This is a genomic window from Paucibacter sp. KBW04, assembly GCF_003852425.1.
Lineage (GTDB): Bacteria > Pseudomonadota > Gammaproteobacteria > Burkholderiales > Burkholderiaceae_C > Paucibacter_A.
Window position 1 is genome coordinate 210845 of record NZ_QAJN01000014.1, and the last position, 17515, is coordinate 228359.

General features: G+C 65.1%; 14 protein-coding genes. 13 read left to right on the forward strand and 1 reads right to left on the reverse strand.

Annotated features, from left to right (window positions below; genetic code table 11):
* The 13 genes from flgC to DBR47_RS17945 all read left to right on the forward strand — a co-directional run bounded on the left by flgC (position 1) and on the right by DBR47_RS17945 (position 15679).
* On the forward strand, positions 1–417 hold the full coding sequence (flgC, locus tag DBR47_RS17885) for a flagellar basal body rod protein FlgC (protein WP_124452526.1): 417 nt from the start codon (positions 1–3) through the stop codon (positions 415–417).
* A gap of 41 nt (positions 418–458) precedes the next feature.
* The gene (locus DBR47_RS17890; RefSeq protein ID WP_124452528.1) at positions 459–1115 is read left to right on the forward strand and encodes a flagellar hook assembly protein FlgD; all 657 of its coding nucleotides are present in this window, start codon (positions 459–461) and stop codon (positions 1113–1115) included.
* A gap of 54 nt (positions 1116–1169) precedes the next feature.
* The gene (gene flgE / locus DBR47_RS17895) at positions 1170–2486 is read left to right on the forward strand and encodes a flagellar hook protein FlgE (RefSeq protein ID WP_124452530.1); all 1317 of its coding nucleotides are present in this window, start codon (positions 1170–1172) and stop codon (positions 2484–2486) included.
* A gap of 37 nt (positions 2487–2523) precedes the next feature.
* On the forward strand, positions 2524–3249 hold the full coding sequence (flgF, locus tag DBR47_RS17900) for a flagellar basal-body rod protein FlgF (RefSeq protein ID WP_124452532.1): 726 nt from the start codon (positions 2524–2526) through the stop codon (positions 3247–3249).
* A 21-nt stretch (positions 3250–3270) separates the two neighbouring features.
* Positions 3271–4053 (forward strand): flagellar basal-body rod protein FlgG, encoded by a 783-nt coding sequence (gene flgG / locus DBR47_RS17905; protein ID WP_124452534.1) that lies wholly within the window; start codon positions 3271–3273, stop codon positions 4051–4053.
* A gap of 19 nt (positions 4054–4072) precedes the next feature.
* Complete coding sequence (locus DBR47_RS17910) at positions 4073–4759, forward strand: flagellar basal body L-ring protein FlgH (RefSeq protein ID WP_124452536.1); 687 nt, start codon at positions 4073–4075, stop codon at positions 4757–4759.
* Between the two features lie 43 nt (positions 4760–4802).
* Positions 4803–5945 carry a flagellar basal body P-ring protein FlgI gene (locus tag DBR47_RS17915; RefSeq protein ID WP_124452538.1) on the forward strand — a complete coding sequence of 381 codons (1143 nt, stop codon included), beginning with the start codon at positions 4803–4805 and terminating at the stop codon, positions 5943–5945.
* Positions 5946–5976: 31 nt separating this feature from the next.
* Positions 5977–6858: a flagellar assembly peptidoglycan hydrolase FlgJ gene (flgJ, locus tag DBR47_RS17920; protein WP_124452732.1), complete on the forward strand. Its 882-nt coding sequence runs from the start codon at positions 5977–5979 to the stop codon at positions 6856–6858.
* Positions 6859–6884: 26 nt separating this feature from the next.
* A complete protein-coding gene (flgK, locus tag DBR47_RS17925) occupies positions 6885–8882 on the forward strand; it encodes a flagellar hook-associated protein FlgK (RefSeq protein WP_124452540.1) in 1998 nt (665 codons plus the stop codon).
* A 12-nt stretch (positions 8883–8894) separates the two neighbouring features.
* Positions 8895–10109 (forward strand): flagellar hook-associated protein FlgL, encoded by a 1215-nt coding sequence (flgL, locus tag DBR47_RS17930; RefSeq protein WP_124452542.1) that lies wholly within the window; start codon positions 8895–8897, stop codon positions 10107–10109.
* Between the two features lie 19 nt (positions 10110–10128).
* Positions 10129–11319: an EAL and HDOD domain-containing protein gene (locus DBR47_RS17935; protein ID WP_124452544.1), complete on the forward strand. Its 1191-nt coding sequence runs from the start codon at positions 10129–10131 to the stop codon at positions 11317–11319.
* A 77-nt stretch (positions 11320–11396) separates the two neighbouring features.
* Positions 11397–14975, forward strand: a complete 3579-nt coding sequence (locus tag DBR47_RS17940) for a PAS domain S-box protein (protein ID WP_231512371.1) — start codon at positions 11397–11399, stop codon at positions 14973–14975.
* 80 nt (positions 14976–15055) lie between these two features.
* Positions 15056–15679 (forward strand): response regulator, encoded by a 624-nt coding sequence (locus DBR47_RS17945; protein ID WP_231512384.1) that lies wholly within the window; start codon positions 15056–15058, stop codon positions 15677–15679.
* Here DBR47_RS17945 and DBR47_RS17950 read toward each other — a convergent pair.
* Positions 15658–17442: an ATP-binding protein gene (locus tag DBR47_RS17950; RefSeq protein WP_124452551.1), complete on the reverse strand. Its 1785-nt coding sequence runs from the start codon at positions 17440–17442 to the stop codon at positions 15658–15660. The two genes, DBR47_RS17945 and DBR47_RS17950, sit on opposite strands and share 22 nt — an antisense overlap.
* Between the last annotated feature and the right edge of the window lie 73 nt (positions 17443–17515).

Genomic DNA, 17515 nt, shown 5'->3' on the forward strand with positions numbered 1-17515 from the left:
ATGTCCATGTTTCAAATCTTCAGTGTGGCGGGCAGCGCGGTCAGCGCGCAAAGCCAACGTCTCAATGTGGTGGCCAGCAACCTGGCCAATGCCGACACCGTGGCCGGCCCCGATGGCCAACCCTACAAGGCAAGACAGGTGGTCTTCCAGACCGCCTTGATGGGTGCGGGCAATGACATCGCCTCCGCCGGCGTGCGGGTCAGCACCATCAGCGAGGACCAGACCCCCGGCCGCCGCGTGCTGGACCCCAAGCACCCCCAGGCCGATGCCGATGGCTATGTGACCTACAGCAATGTGAACACCGTGGAGGAGATGGTCAACATGATCTCGGCCTCGCGGTCCTATCAAAACAATATCGAGGTGATGAGCACGACCAAGAACCTCTTGCTCAAGACCTTGCAGCTGGGTCAGTCCTGATCTAGGCGCCTGCCGCTCATCCCTCCACAGGAGCATCCTCCATGGCCATCACCACAACTTCGCCCACCACCGCCACCAACGGTTCGGTCACCAACCTCACGGGCGGCGCGACCAAGAATGCGGCCGACACGCAGGACCGCTTCCTCAAGCTGCTGGTCGCACAGATGCAGAACCAGGACCCCATGAACCCCATGGACAACGCCCAGGTGACCAGCCAGATGGCGCAAATCCAGACGGTCAGCGGCATCAGCACCCTGGACAGCAGCATCAAGTCGCTGAGCACCCAATTCAATCAGATGCAGGGCTTGCAAAGCATCTCCCTGGTGGGCCACACCGTGACCACACCGGGCAATCAGCTGAACATCAACAACGGCGTCGGCGCCGGCAGCTACAGCCTGGATTCACCCGCCAGCGCGGTCAAGCTCGAGGTCCTCAATGCCGCCGGCATCGTGATGGACACGGTGCAGCTGGGCGCACAGGGCACGGGCCAACAAAACTTCACCTGGCCAGCCAGCAGCGTTGCAGCGAACGAAAAGATGACCTTCCGCATCACCGCCAGCAATGGCGCCAAGGCGGTCAATTCCAGCACCTTTGCACAGGACAAGGTGGTGGCCGTCAACACCAGCGGTACCGGCCTGAAGCTGCAATTGCAGAACCTGGGCTTGGTCGACTACAGCAAGATTGCCAGCCTCAACTAAGCCCGAGACACCCCTCCCGGCGCCCGCAAGAAGAACCCACCAGGACTCCACATCATGAGCTTTCAACAAGGTCTCTCCGGTCTCAATGCCTCCAGCAAGAATCTGGACGTCATCGGCAACAACATCGCCAACTCCAGCACCTACGGCTCCAAGTCCTCACGCGCGGAGTTTCAGGATGTGTATGCTGGCGCCTTGAATGGTGCGGGCTCCAATCCCGTTGGTATCGGCACCAGTCTCGCTGCGGTGGCTCAGCAATTCACCCAGGGCAATATCACCACCACCGAAAGCCCCATGGACCTGGCCATCAATGGCGGCGGTTTCTTCCAACTCAGCGACGGCGCCAACCCGGTGCAGTACAGCCGCAACGGCCAGTTCAAGGTGGACCGCGAGGGCTTTATCGTCAACAACAACCAGCTCAAGCTGATGGGCTACCCAGCCGACGGCTCGGGCATCATCCAGCCCGGCCTGGCCCAGCCTCTCAAGCTGCCCACCTCGGGCATCGCGCCCAAGACCACCACCAAGATCACCACCGAGTTCAATCTGGACTCGCGGGTCAAGGTCACGGCCCCCAATGACGGGGTCGACACCGGCATCGACCTGAAGAGCCCGCTGACCTATAACAACGCCACCTCGCTGACGGCCTATGACGCCAAGGGTCAGGATGTCGCGGTGACCCTCTACTTCCAGAAGGGCGCGACGGCCGACGACGGCAGCACCACCTGGAATGTCTACGCCACCGCCAATGGCACGCCGTTTGACACCGACTCCGCTGGCAACGCCATCGAAATCGACGCGGCCGGCAACCCCACCACGCCCTACACCACCGTGACCTTCCCGGCCACCGGCGGCTCACCCAGCTCGCCCACCACCGTGGTCAATATGGACATCCCGGCGGGCAAGAACGCCAAGGGTGCCGACACCCTGGCCATCCCCGGCATCAGCTTCGACATGCTGGGCGCCACCGAAAACGGGTCGGGCTTTGCCGTCACCAATCTGACCCAGGACGGCTACGCCCCGGGCCAGCTCTCCGGCATCTTGATCGACAACAGCGGCATCGTGATGGCGCGTTACTCCAACGGTCAATCCAAGCCGGCCGGTCAGGTCGAACTGGCCACCTTCCGCAATCCGCAAGGCCTGCAACCCATGGGCGGCAATGTTTGGGCCCGCACCTTCACCTCGGGTGAGCCGGTGGTGGGTGTGGCCGGCGACGGCAATCTGGGCAAGCTGCAATCGGGCGCCTTGGAGGAATCCAATGTTGACCTGACCGCCGAGCTGGTCAATATGGTGACGGCCCAGCGTGCCTACCAGGCCAATGCGCAGACCATCAAGACCCAAGACCAGGTGCTGCAGACCATCGTCAATCTGCGCTGATCTTTTCTTGCCTGACTCACACTGATCGGACGCCGCCATGGACCGCATGATTTACCTCTCGATGGCCGGGGCCAAGGCCTCGATGCAGCGACAGGACGTGCTGGCCAACAATCTGGCCAATGTCTCGACCAATGGCTTTCGGGCCGAGCTGCAAGCCTTTCGCGCCGTGCCCGTACAAGGCAGCGGCGCCAGCACCCGCGCCTATGCCTTGGAGACCACCACCGGCTACAACCCGGATGGCGGCGTCATCCAGTCCACCGGCCGCAATCTCGATGTGGCCATGAAGGGCAATGCCTGGCTGTCGGTGCAAGGGCTGGACGGCACCGAGGCCTACACCCGCGCGGGCGCCCTGGACGTCAGCTCCGAGGGCCTGCTGGTGATGCGCAACGGATTGCAAGTCCTGGGTGATGGCGGGCCCATCAATGTGCCACCCAATGCCGAGCTGAGCATCGCCGGTGACGGCACCGTCACCGCCACGCCGCCCAATGGCAAACCGACCGCGATCGGCAGGCTCAAGCTGGTCACGCCAGAAGCACCGCTGACCCGCGGCACCGACGGACTCTTCCGCGCCGCCGACGGTGACCTGCCCGCCGACGCCGCGGCGCGCTTGCAAGACGGCGCGCTGGAAGGCTCCAACGTCAGCCCGGTGGAGACCATGGTCAGCATGATTGCCGCGGCCCGCCAATTCGAACAGCAGATGAAGCTCTTGCAGATCGCCCAGACCCAAGGTCAGCAGTCCGCCAAGCTGCTCGGCACCAGTTAGACCTTTTCATAGGAACCCACCATGATCCGCTCACTCTGGATTGCCAAGACCGGCATGGAGGCCCAGCAAACCCAGCTGGACACCATCTCCCACAATCTGGCCAATGTCGGCACCAATGGCTTCAAACGCTCGCACGCGGTGTTTGAAGACCTGATCTACCAAAACCTGCGCCAAAGCGGCGCCAACAGCACCGAGCAAACGCAGTTGCCCACCGGCTTGCAACTGGGCCTGGGTGTGCGCCCCGTGGCCACCTCGCGCATCTACAGCCAGGGCAATCTGCAGCAGACCACCAACAACCTCGATCTGGCCATCAAGGGCAATGGTTTCTTCCAGGTGCAGATGCCCGATGGCACGACGGCCTATACCCGCGACGGCTCCTTCCAGCTCGATGCCAATGGCCAGATGGTGACCAACAATGGCTACACCCTCTTGCCGGGCATCACCGTGCCCAGCAATGCCACCAGCGTCACGATTGGCAATGACGGCACGGTCAGCATCACCGTGCCCGGCCAGACGACACCACAAACCTTGGGCCAAATTCAGCTGGCCAACTTCGTCAATCCGGCCGGCCTGGACCCCAAGGGCCAGAACCTGTTTGCCGAGACCGCCTCCTCCGGCACGCCCAATGCCGGCGCACCCAACGCCAATGGCCTGGGCGCCTTGCAGCAAGGCTATGTGGAAACCTCCAACGTCAATGTGGTGGAGGAGTTGGTCGCCATGATCCAGACCCAGCGCGCCTACGAGCTCAACTCCAAGGCGGTGCAGACCTCCGACCAAATGCTGCAAAAGCTGGCGCAGATCTAAGCGCCGAGTGAGGCAAGCCATGACAAAACTCAAAGCCATTCCTCTGCTGCTCCTCGCCCCGCTGGCGCTAACCCTGAGCGGCTGCGGCGCGCTCTACCCGCAACAGCATGTGGAGTTGCAGCACACCCCGGTGGTCAATCTGCCGCCCCTACCCACCCAGGCCCCGGCCAACGGCTCCATCTACCAGGCGGCCAGCTATCGGCCCTTGTTCGAGGACCACCGCGCCCGCCTGGTGGGCGACACCTTGACGGTTCAAATCGTCGAGAAGGTCTCGGCCAGCCAGTCCTCCACCAGCACCCTGGACAAGAGCGGCTCGCTGTCCGCGGGCGTCAGCGCCATCCCCTTCGTCAGCCCCGGCGCTTTTGCGCGGTCCACGGCAACCGGCAGTTCGGCCATCAAGTCAGAAGGCAAGGGAGCCAATGAGAACACCAATGACTTCTCCGGCAGCATCACCGCCGTGGTCACGGCCGTGCTGCCCAACGGGCACCTGATGATCTCGGGCGAAAAACAGATCGGCGTCAATCACAACGTCGATGTGCTGCGCTTCTCAGGCCAGGTGGACCCGCGCGCCATCGCACAGGGCAATGTGGTGCCCTCGGCCTCGGTGGCGAATGTGCGCATCGAGCAGCGCGGCCGCGGCCCGACTTCCGATGCCCACGGAATAGGCTGGTTGTCCCGCTTCTTTTTGAACCTTTCGCCGACTTAAGTTTGCCCAGAATCGGTCGTGAGAGTCCCTCTTCACGACCATCATGCAAACCTCCTCAAAAACCCAGCCTTTTTACAGCCTCGGCCACTGCTTCGTCCTGCTGTGCGCCCTGTTCGGCTGGCTGGGCTTGAGCACCGACGCTCTCGCCGCTCGCATCAAGGAAGTCGCCGCCGTGCAAGGCGTGCGCAGCAACTCCTTGACCGGCTATGGTCTGGTGGTGGGCCTGGACGGCACCGGCGACCAGACCACCCAAGCCCCCTACACCGGCCAAAGCTTGGCCGCCATGCTGCAGCAGTTTGGCGTCATCCTGCCGCCCGGCGTGACCATGCAGCCGCGCAATATCGCGGCCGTGATGGTGACGGCCTCCCTGCCCCCCTTCGCCCAGCCCGGCCAGCCGCTGGACATCAACGTTTCCTCGGTCGGCAATGCCAAGAGCCTGCGTGGCGGCACCCTGATCGCCACCCCGCTGCGAGGTGCCGATGGCCAGGTCTACGCCATGGCCCAGGGCAATCTGATCGTCGGCGGTGCAGGCGCCGCTGCCGGTGGCGCCAAGGTGCAGATCAACCATCTCTCGGCCGGCCGCATCCCCGGCGGCGCCACGGTGGAGCGCTCGGTGCCCACCCCACTGCAGAACAGCGAATTCGTCCAACTGGATCTGAACGCCAGCGACTACAACACCGCCCGTGCCGTCGCTGCTGCCATCAACAAGGCCAAGGGCGCAGGCCTGGCCCAGGCGGTGGACGGCCGTGTCGTGCGCGTGCGCGCGCCCAGCAACCCGGATGAGCGGGTCAATTTCCTGGCCGATATGGAGAACCTGACGCTGGAGTTGAGCGCACCCGCCGCCCGCATCGTCATCAACGCCCGCACCGGCTCGGTGGTGATGAATCAAGCCGTCACGCTGGCCGCATGCGCGGTGGCGCATGGCAATCTGTCCGTCACCATCAGCTCCACCCCCCAGGTCAGCCAGCCCAATGCCTTGTCGGGCGGCCAGACCACGGTGACCGAAAAGACCGACATCACGATCAAGCAAGACCCCGGCTCGCTGATCCAGCTGCCGGCCGGCGCCCGCCTGGCCGATGTGGTGAAAGCGCTCAACTCCCTGGGCGCCACACCGCAAGATCTGCTGGCGATTCTGCAAGCGATGAAGAGCGCCGGCGCCCTCAACGCTGAGCTGGAGGTGATTTGAAATGGGCATCTCACCCAGCACCATGAACAGCATGAGCGCCAGCCTGAGCAGCAGCCTCAAGAGCAATCTGAGCAGCAGCAACGCCAGTGTCGGCACCGACAACCGCTCCATCGAGGCCTTGCGCGCCGCTGCCGCACGCGACCCCAAGTCCAGCATCCGCGAGACGGCCAAGCAATTCGAATCGCTCTTCATGCAAGAGGTGATGAAGAGCATGCGCGCCTCCACCCTGGCCTCCGGCATGCTGGACAACCCCGGCTCGCAACTGGGCACCGAGATGCTGGACACCCAGTTTGCCGGCAAGATGACCGGCCTGCCGGGCGGCCTGTCCGACGCCATCCAGCGTCAGCTGCAGCGCCAGATGGGCATCAGCGAAAAAGGCGATGCCGCCAAGACCTTGCAGCCCCTGCCGGCCCTGGCCAAGAAGGGCATCGCGCCCCATGTGCAGAGCTTTATCCAGAAGCACGATGGCGCGGCCAAGGCCGCCGAGGCTGCCACCGGCATCCCCGCCAGCTTTATGCTCGCCCAGGCCGCTCACGAGTCGGGCTGGGGCCGCCGCGAGATCACGGCCAAGGACGGCACGCCCTCGCACAATGTCTTCGGCATCAAGGCCACGCCGGGCTGGACCGGCAAGGTCGCCGAGGTGCAGACCACCGAATTCATCGACGGCAAAGCCACCAAGGTCACGGCCAAGTTCCGCGCCTACGACAACTACCAGGACGCCTTCAAGGACTATGCCAAGCTGATCGGCAACAACGACCGCTACCGCAATGTGGTGGCGCAGGCGCAAAACGGCAGCGCCGAAGGCTTTGCCCGCGGCCTGCAAAAAGCCGGCTATGCCACCGACCCCGAGTACGCCGACAAGCTGGCCCGGGTCATCAACACCACGGTGCGTGTGCAACGCGCCATGGCTTGACACCACAGCACTAGGGAGCTTGCAGCATGGGCGCATTGCTATCCATCGGTATCCGAGCGATGTTCGCAAACCAGGCGGCCTTGCAGACCGTGGGGCAGAACATCGCCAATGCCAATACACCGGGCTACTCCCGCCAGTCCGTGGTGCTGACCACGCCCGACGGCCAGTACACCGGCTCGGGCTATTTCGGCAAGGGTGTGGCGGTGCAGACGGTGGAGCGCTCCTACAACGCCTTCCTGACCAAGAACGCCTCGGCCACCCAGGCCACGGCCTATATGGACTCCACCCGCGCGGCCTCCTTGGCCCAGCTGGAAAAACTCTTCCCGCCCGGCGAACAAGGCATTGGCAATGCCGCGGGCCAGTTCCTCAACGCCATGGTCGATGTGGCCAGCCGCCCCGGTGACCCTTCGGCCCGCCAGGTGGTGCTGGGTCGCGCGGGCGAGTTGGCCGCGCGCTTTTCCAGCGCCGGCCAGCAGCTGGTGGACATGCAGGCCGGCGTGGTCAGCGATCTGCGCGCCAATGTGGATGTGGTCAATCAGATCACCCAACAAATCGCCGCCGCTAACGACCAAGTCGCTCGGGCCAATGGCTCGGGTCACACGCCCAATGACTTGCTGGACAAGCGGGACGAGCTGATCGCCAATCTGAGCCAGTACATCCAGGTCACCACCCTGCCCGCGACCGACGGCACGGTCGGCGTCTTCATCGGTGGCGGCCAGCGCCTGGTACTGGGCAACAATGCCCAGACCTTGTCGGTCACGCCCGACCCTTACGACAGCAACCGTGCCCAGGTCAGCATCAACGAATCCAACGGCAGCCGGCCGCTGGACACCAGCGTCCTGACCGGCGGCTCCATCACCGCCTTGCTGCAGTACCAAAACGTTGACCTGCAGGATGCTAAGAATCTGCTGGGCCAGATGGCGGCGGCCTTCTCTGCCCGAGTGAACGACCAACAAGCCCTGGGCCTGGACCAGTCCAATCCGCCCGGCAAAGGTCCACCTATTTTCACGGTGGGTGCACCGCGCAGCTTGCCGGCCGCCAGCAATCAGCGCAATGCGGACGGCAGCTTCGCCGTCAATGTGGGCATCACCATCAGCAACCCCAAGCAATTGCAGGCCAGCTCCTACAAGCTGCAGGCCGATCCTGCGGGCACGCCCGGCTCCTATCAGATCACCCGTCTGAGCGATGGCCTGGTGCGCACCGTGGCCGAGGGCGACACCATCGATGGCTTCACCTTCAGCATGGGCGGCGCCACGCCGGCCCCGGGCGACTCCTTCTTGCTGGAGCCCGTCAGCCAGGCCGCCACCAATATGAAGCGCTCGCTGGACCAAGCCACCGGCATTGCCGCGGCCTCGCCGCTGACGGCCCGCACCGAGGTCAGCAACAAGGGCTCGGTGACGGTGGACTCCATGTACGCCGTCAACAGCAAGGTGGACCCCGGCAACGCCCCCATCAAGATCGCCTTTGGCGAGGCCGATCCGGCCGACGCCAGCAAAGTGCTCTACACCCTGACCCTGGCCGACGGCAGCGTCTACAACGGCTCCTGGAAGGCCGGCCAGCCGATTGGCAATGAACCCAACGCCAGCCCGCCCATCGACCTGGGCTTTGAGCTCAGGCTCAACGGCGTGCCGCGCAAAGACGACCAGGTCACGGTGGAAGCCACCAAGTTCACCAATGCCAATAACGGCAATGCCAAGGCCTTTCTGAACATTCAGACCGAAACCTTTGTCGGCCAGCGCCTGCAGGCCGATGGCAGCCTCGCCCAAGGCAGCACCATCAACGACGCCTACGCCTCGGCCATGAGCGATATCGGCTCGCGGGTGCAAGGGGCCACCTATCTCTCCAGCGTTTCCACCAGCGTGGCGGCCAATGCCGAGGCCGAGCGCAGCGGCCAGGCCGGCGTCAATCTGGACGAGGAAGCCTCGCGCCTGATGCAGTATCAGCAGGGCTACCAAGCGGCCGCCAAGGTCTTGCAAGCCGCCCAATCCATCTTTGACGAGCTGCTCAAGATAGCAGCGCGATAAGGAGTCGCCACCATGCGCCTGTCCACCGCCAATACCTTCAACGCCTCCATCGCCAACCTCCAGCAGCGCCAGCAAAAGCTGCAGGAAGCGCAGCAGCAACTCACCTCGGGCAAGAAGATCGCTTCGGCCAGCGACGACCCCACCGGCGCAGCCCGGGCGGAGCGCGCCCTGGTCTCCATCGGCCGGGTGGACGCCAACCAGCGCGCCCTGGAAGCCAGCCGCAACAGCATGACCTTGAGCGAGTCGGCCTTGGGCGACGCCAACGAGTTGCTGCAGCAGATGCGCGAGGCCATGATCTCCGCGGGCAATGCCAGTTATAGCGATGCCGAGCGCGCCGGCATCGCCAACAAAATTGCCGGCTTGCGTGACCAACTGCTGTCCATCGCCAACCGCCCCGATGGCTCGGGCGGCTATCTGTTTTCCGGCCAGGGCTCGGCCAACCCGCCGTTTCTGGATCAAAACGGTGGCGTGGCTTTCACCGGCGTCCCCGGCTCGATACAGACCGGCAATATGGACAACTTCCCGATCTCCCTCGATGGCGAGCAGGCCTGGATGCAGGCCGCCACCGGCAATGGCAGCTTCGAAACCCTGGCCTTGCCAAACAGCCTCAGTTCGGCAGCGGCCAAGGGCTGGATCGACACCGGCCGGGTCTCCGACCCCAGCGCCCTGACCGGCCACAACTACAACATCACCGTGAACGGCAGCCCTCCGCTGCAGACCTACAACGTCACCGACAACGATCTGGGCGGCACCGTGGTCAAGAGCGACAGCTTCAAGCCCGGTCAAGCCATCACCTTCGACGGCATGAGCATGACCATCTCCGGCGCCCCGGTGGATGGCGATCAGTTCCAGATCAAGCCCTCCACCAACACCTTGAAGGTGTTTGATGTGGTCGACCGCACCGTGGCCGAGCTGCGCACCCCCTTGCGCGGCCAGGCACAAATCTCGCAAAGCAACTCGGGCCGCATCCGCGACCTCGATGCGGTGATGGGAAATTTACAAAATGTGCGCAGCCAGGTCGGCGAACGCATGAACAATCTGGATGGCACCGAATCGCGCATGGCGGCGCTGAAGCAGTACAGCAAATCCGAGCAGTCGGCCGCCGAGGACCTGGACATGACCCAGGGCATCTCCGATTTCCAGAACCAGCAAACCGGCTACGACACGGCGCTGAAAACCTATGCCATGGTGCAGCGCATGACTTTGTTCCAATACATCAACGTTTGATTTCTCTGAACCCGGCCCCATGAATTACTCTGTTTTGGGCGCAGTCGCGCTCGGCTTCGCCCCCTTGATCGACCGTCAGCGCATGGTGACGGCGACTCAGCTGACCCTGATGCCGCTGCGCCCCGACGCCCGGCTGGACAGCGCCGAGGTGCTGGCCGCCGTGGCCGAGGTCTGGCCCGCCGCGGGCGGCGGCCAGCTCATCCTCAATGTGCTCAGCGAGCCCCTTTTGCGCGAGCTGCTGCAGGCAGCGCCGCCCGCCCACATCTGGCTGGAAGTGCCCAGCTTCATGGCCGCCGACCCGGCCTTGGGTGAAGCCCTGGCGGGGCTGAAACAAGCAGGCAATCGTCTGGTGCTGAAAGGCCTGCCCTCGCAAGCCCTAACGCCGGAGCTGAACGCCAGCTTCAAGAATGCCTTGCTGGAGCTGGACGAACACAGCCGTGGCGCCGCCACCCACAGCCTGCCCAAGCTGCCGCTCTTGCTCGGCGGTGTGCGCAGCGCCGAGGACATTGACGCCGCGTTCAAGCGCAATGCCGAGGGCGTCATTGGCTGGCCCATGCAAGGCGCGTTCGAGCCCCAGCCGGGCGCCGGCAAGAACGAGATTCAGGCCGATCTGCAGGTCATCGTCGAGCTGATGTCACGCGTCGACCAAGACGAGGACATCGAGCGCCTGGAACAAACCCTCAAGCGCGACCCCAGCCTGGCCTTCAAGCTGCTGCGCTACCTCAATTCAGCCGCCTTTGGCTTGCCGGTCGAGGTCTCCTCCTTCCGCCACGCCATCATGCTGCTGGGTTACCCGCGCCTGAAGCGCTGGCTGGCCCTCTTGCTGACGACGGCCAGCAAGGACCACAGCATGCGCCCCATCATGTTCGCCGCCCTGCGCCGCGGCCTCTTGATGGAAGAGCTGGCCAAGAGCATGAGCGACAGCGAGCTGCGCGACGAGATGTTCATCTGCGGCCTGTTCTCCCTGCTGGACCATATGCTCAAGCAGCCCTTCACCAAGCTGCTGCAATCCATCCCCATGCCCGAGCGCGTGCGCCAGGCCTTGGTGGACGAGTCCGGCCCCTATCAGCCCTATCTGGAACTGGTGCGCGCCATCGAGCAGTCCTCGGTCTATGACTACCGCGCCGCCGCCGAAGGCCTGATGTTGGGTGCAGAAGAAATCAATCAGTGCATCTTGCGGGCCCTGTCCAAGGCTGCCCAGCTCGAGTGAGATCCAGCATGCTGCCGGGCACCGTAAACTCGGGCGCAATGCCCAACACCTTGTCCCCGCTCTCGCAGCTCTCACTCTTGCCCCAAGATCTGGCCGCCTTGCGCGGCCTTTTGCTCTTGATCAGCGATCCGGTCCTGCTGCTGGGCGAAAACCTGGAGCTATTGGAGGCCAATCCGGCCGCCCAACAGCTGCTGGGTCAAGGCCCGGGCCAGCAAGCCAAGCCGCTGCACACCCTGCAGACCAGCCATGGCGGCCGCCTGGGTGATTGGCTGCGCCTGGCCAGCCGGGCCCAGCTGGATGGCCGTCGCGGCCCACCCGCCCCCGGCCTCAAGCTGGACAAGGGCCAACACGCCACCCTCTCCCTGGTGGCCCTGGAGGCGCAGGAAGACAATCCCGCGCGCTGGCTGCTGCACGCCCGCAGCGAAGAAAAAACCAAGCCCAAGAGCAGCCTGCCCAAAACGCCGCTGAGTGCCAAGCCCGCTACGGCAGGCGCCACGACTGAGGGGCAGGACAGCCCGCCAGCCTCGGTTGAATCCTTGACGCAGCCCGGAGAGGCGAGCGTCCCGGCAGCCACGCCAATCGCGGGCAGCCCCCCGGCCTCCAGCTTAGCCATGCCGACCGACCAGGGTCTGGCCGAACAACTGGCACAGCAGCAAGCGCGTGAGCAAATCCTGCGCGAACAGGCCGAACGCACCCAGACCGAGTTGGCGAGCTGGCTGGCCCTGAGCCCCCTCCCCATGGTTTTGTTCGACGAGAACGGCCTGCTGCTCAAGAGCAACGCCGCCTTCGCCGCCCTCTCCCTGCAAATGCCCGTCACCCTGCAGCAGGCCGAAGAAGCTTTGCAACAGCTGCTGGCCTGGGAGCACAAAAAACCCTCGGCCGCCCTGACCAGCGCCAGCAGCTGCCTGCTCACCCAGGCCAGCCTGATCGACCCCAGCGGCCGCACCCGCTGGTTGGCCGGCCGGGTGCAAGCCCTGGACAGCACGGCCGCCAACCGCAGCCTGCCGCGCCGCTTCATGGCCATCCTGGAAGACCGGAGCTCCGACCAGGAGCGCGATCTGGCCTACCAGCAGCTGGACGCCTTGATGGACACGGCCGGCGTCGGCCTGGCCACCTTTGCCCAGGACGCGGGCTGGCTGCGGCCGCGCACCTCGCGGGTCAACAAAAGCAGCGGTGAGGCCAAACGCAACAGCCTGGCCGGTCTGCAAGGCGTGGGCCGCGACATCGTCGAGCCCGCCTCCCTGCCCGAATTCGAGCGCCTGCAAAAAGCGCTCAAAAAAGGCGACCGGGTGGAGGTGCGCTACGCCGTGCGCCACCCCGAGCTGGGCCGTCGCTGGCTGCTGACCCGGGTGGAGCCCGGCCAGCTGGCCTCGGGCCAGCGCACCACCTCGGTCGTCACCCTGGACGTGACCGCCCAGGCCCAGGCCGAGAACCGCAGCGAGCAGTTGCTGCACGAGCTGCGCACCATCATGGACGGCGCCGGCCTTGGCCTGGCCTATTTCCGGGGTGACAAGCTGCAGCGCTGCAACCAAGGTTTTGAACAGATGTTGGGCTTGGAGGAAGCCATGCCCGCCGGGGCCACCGTGGCCCAGCTGTTTGCCGCCCTGCCCGAGCTGTCCGACAAGATCCAGGCCGTGCTCGGTGAGTTGGACGAGTTGGAACACAAACAGGGCTTTGAGGCCGAATTTCTGCAAGTGGGCAGCGAGGCCGACCAAGCACGCTGGCTCTCGCTCAGCCTGCGCCGGGTCTCCTCGGTCGACAAAGAGTTCGACGTCGGCCCCAGGCTGGAGCGCTACGAGACGATTGCCGTCATCAGCGACATCAGCCGCCTCAAGGCCCAGCAAGCCGAGCTCGAGGCCCTGGTACAGGACCGCGAGCTGATGTTCAGCCTCTCGGACGTGGGCATCGCCATTCTGCGCAACGGCCGCATCGCCCGCGCCAATGACGCCCTCGCCAGCCTGACCGGCTACCGCATCCATGAGCTCAGCGGCCTCAAGCATCAGGACTTGTTCGAAGACCCGCTGGATTACGAACACCACAGCGCCCTGGTCAAGGAAGACCTGCAACGCCAGGGCCTCTGGCGCGGCGAGCGCCGGGTGCGCCGCCGCGACGGCTCGGCCCTGTGGATGCAGGTCAGCAAGCGGGTGATGCGCCCCGGCGCCCCCGATGAAGGCCTGATCGCCACCTACGTGAATGTGGACGACCGCTGGCGCGCCCAACAGTCGCTGATGTTGCAGACCGAGCGCGAGCGCGCCGTGCTGGACTCGGTGCTGGTGGGCATCGTCACCGTGGGCCGTGGCGGCATCGAGTGGATGAATCGCTCGGCCCGCCGTATGTTCGGTGGCGACCTGAGCGAATTCGCGGGCCTGCCCATGAGCATGGTGGCAACACCTGACCCCGAGCATCCCTTCCGCCACACCCACTATCTGGACGAGCTGACCGAGGGCGAGACCGAGGCCTTCGAGTGCCGCCTCAAGGCCCGCGATGGTCGCGAGTTCTGGGTGGTGGGCAATGCGGTGGTGACCGGCTCACGCAGCAGCGGCCGCCAGCTCACCTATGCCTTGCTGGACATCGACCGCCGCCGCCAGGCCGAGGCGCAAACCCAGCAGGCCCAGGCCTCGCTGTCCCGCATCATCGAGGCGGCGCCCCTGGCCATCAGCTTGCATGACGCCAAGACGCTGCGGGTCGAGCAGATCAACCAGGCCGCCGCCGAGCTAGCCGGCCGCAGCGAGCAATCCCTGCTGGGCGCCAGCCCCGAGGATTTATTCGGCCGCGAGCAAGGCGAGATAATACGCCGCGACATGCTGGAAGCCCTGCAAGCCGGCGCCGTCACCCAGCGCGAGTACCGCCTCGGCGAGGGTGAGCAGATACGGGTCTGGGATGCGCGCTTCCTGCATCTGGCCGGCACCGGCGACGGGGCCGACGCCAGCAGCGACGGCTCGCCCGAACAGCTGCTGCTGGTGGCCAGCGATGTGACCGAGCACCGCGCCGCTGAAGAAGCGCGTTTGCACGCCGCCATCTCACAGCGCGAGCTGCTGGTGCGCGAGGTGCATCACCGCATCAAAAACAATCTACAGGGCGTGGCCGGCCTGCTGCAACAAATCGCCGCGCGCCGCCCCGAGGTGGCCAGCGTGATCAGCGAGGCCATCGGCCAGGTGCATGCCATCGCCCAGGTCTACGGCCTGCAGGTCGGCAGCTCGGGGCCCTTGATGGTGCGCCGGGTGATGGAGGCCATCATCGGCTCGGTGCAACGCATGTCGGGCCGCAATATCTCCACCCAGGTGACGGGCGAGACGGCCGAGCAGTCCTATGCCTGGGCGCTGCCGGAGGCGGAATCCATCCCCATCGCGCTGACGCTCAATGAGTTGCTGACCAACGCCATCAAACACAGCCCGAATAGCGATGTGCATTGCACGCTGATCTGTGGCGTGGACCGGGTGGCGGTGGAGATCGTCAACCCCGGTCGCCTGCCGTCCGAGTTCAATCTGGCCCAGGTGCCCGGTGGCGTTTCGGGCCTGGGCCTGGTGCGCGCCCTGCTGCCCCGCCGCAGCGCCATTCTCAGCCTGAGCCAGCGGGGCGAGGACGTGGTCTGCCGGGTCGAGTTGCTGCCGCCCAGCGTCAGTCTCAGCGATGCCCCCCAGGCGGGGGGGCTCTGAGCTTGTATGGGATGGATTGGGCGACAATGAAGCGCCACGGCCTTTACCGACAAGACCGGCAACAGGGGAGATTGGCTACAGTGAGCAGCAAGGGCAAGATTCTGGTTGTTGATGATGACCGACTGGTGTTGGCAACGCTGACCTATGGTTTGGCGCAGGCCGGCTTCGAGGTCATCGACGCGGACAATGGCGATGACGCCATCCTGCTGGCCCGCGAACACCGGCCCGAGCTGGCCCTGCTGGACATCCGCATGGAAGGCATGAGCGGCTTCGACGTCGCCGCCTATCTGCGCGAGTATCTGCAGATCCCCTTTATGTTCCTGTCCGCTTTTGCCGACGAGGAAACGGTGGCCAAGGTCAAGGAGCTGGGCGCGGTGGCCTATCTGGTCAAGCCCCTGGACATCCACCAAATCGTCCCCGCCGTCGAGGCCGCTTTTGCCAATCGCAGCCTGCAAGTGGCCAGCGCGGCAGCAGGCAAACCGCTGCCCGCCACGGCCGCCAAGCCGCCGGTGCTGGACCAGGTCGCGGCCCTGGCCGTGGGCATTCTGATGCACCGTTACTCGCTGTCACGCCAGGAGGCCTTGCAGCGTTTGCAGGCCCTGTGCCAAGCCGATGGCCGGGATCTGGATGAACAGGCGCTGCGCCTGGTGGAAGCGGTGGAGCTGCTGGCCCTGCCGGCCAATCAAGCCGCCAAGGTGAAGTAAAAGCGCGCGCCGGCGCCCACCTCGGCCTCGGCCCAAATCTCCCCGCCATGGCGGCGCACGATGCGCCGCACCGAGGCCAGGCCCACACCCGTGCCCTGGAAGTCGCTGGCGCTGTGCAGGCGCTGAAAAACGCCGAAGAGGCGGTCCGCAAAGCGCATATCAAAGCCGGCCCCGTTGTCGCTGACGCAGAACACCGGCTGCGAGCCACCCGCCTTGTCGGCTTGCAATTCAAAACGGATCTCTGCCTGCGCGCATTTGCCGCTGTACTTCCAGGCATTGCCCAGCAGGTTCTCCAGCACCATGCGCAGCAAGGTCGGGTCGCCCTGCACCACCATCTGCGGCTGCACAAACACCGCAACCTGGCGCTCGGGCGCCGCGCGGGCCAACTCCTCGATCACGAACTCCGCCATCTGCGAGAGATTGACAGGCTGGCGTGCCAGCGGCTGCGAGGACAGCTGGGTGAGCGAGAGCAGCGAGTCGATCATGCTGTTCATGCGCGAGGCCGCACCCATCACCCGGTCGAGGTGGTCGTTGCCGATGCGGTCCAGCAGGCGGCCGTAGTCTTCTTTCAGAATGCGGGCAAAGCCCTCCACCACCCGCAGCGGTGCGCGCAAATCATGCGAAACGGTGTAGCTGAAGGAGGCTTGTTCATGCGCCTCATTGGCCTGCGCCTCCATCTGTGCCTTCAGCTGTGCCGCCATCAAGGCCTGGGCGGCCACCTGCTCGGTCGCCAAGCCCACCACCTGGGCGGTTGCCGCCATGGAGCTCTGCAAGGCGCGCGCTTCCAGCTGCGCATTGGGCGAGAGGCTGACCAGGGCCAGCGGACGCGAGCCCTCCTCGAAATTGTGCGGCAGCTGTTCGGCCAAGGCCTGGTGCAGGCCGCTGGGCATGACGGTGGCCATCTGGCTCAGGCATTGCGACCAGGGCGTGCCCAGCAAGGTGCCGGCCTCGCACAGCTCGGCCGCCTTGCGGTTGAGCGCCAGCAAGGGCGAGGGCGCCTCCCCGCTGAGCAACCAGGCCGGGCCGGGCAAGGCCTCCAGCCAGGCCGGCGTGCAAGCCAGAACAGGCCCGGACGATGCCGGCGTTGTCGGTGTGGCCTGGGGTCTTGTCATGGGCAGAGGCCGAGCCAGACCCTGGTAGCCCTGAAAGCGCCCCTGCCCGTCCAGGCAGGCCAGGCCTTGCAGCAGCCAGACCTGATCCGGCGCCTCATGCGGGCAGACCTGGCAGACCAGCTCCGGCAGTTGTTGCTGCAAGAGCTGTTGCAAACCCAGCACCGAGGGTGTGGCCGGCGCCTGGCCACTGCCTGCCCGGGTTTCGGCCAGCTTGAAGTGATCCCACAAGCTGGAGCCGGGCGTTGCCAGATCAAGAGCCGCACTTGTCTGCATCAAGGTCTGCGCGGGGCCACGCCACTGCAACAGGCGATGCTGGGCATTGCTGCGCCATTGCCAGTCGGGCTGCAGCTCCAACAGGTGCTGAACTCTTTGATTGCTTTGCTGCAGGCCTTGCAGCGACTCACCGAAGGCCTGTCGCGTTAGGCGCTGGCCAAGGCCCCAGCCCAGGGCGCCCACCGCGCCCACCAGAAGCAGCAGCGACCACAGGCCCAGGATCAGCGCAGCCAGGCTGCTATTGCCGTCTTTTTGCAGCAAAAGCAGCAAGCCGAACAGGCCTGGCAGCAGCAGAAGCAGCGCCAGCCAGAAGACGGGGCCAGCAAGCCTCCAACTCTTGGGGTGTAGCGTGTTGCGGGCATCACTGACACTGTTCATGGCTGGCATTGTAAGGACGCTCCCGGCGCAGGCGATGGGCTGTATTTTGAACATCACAAACAAGAACAGGCAA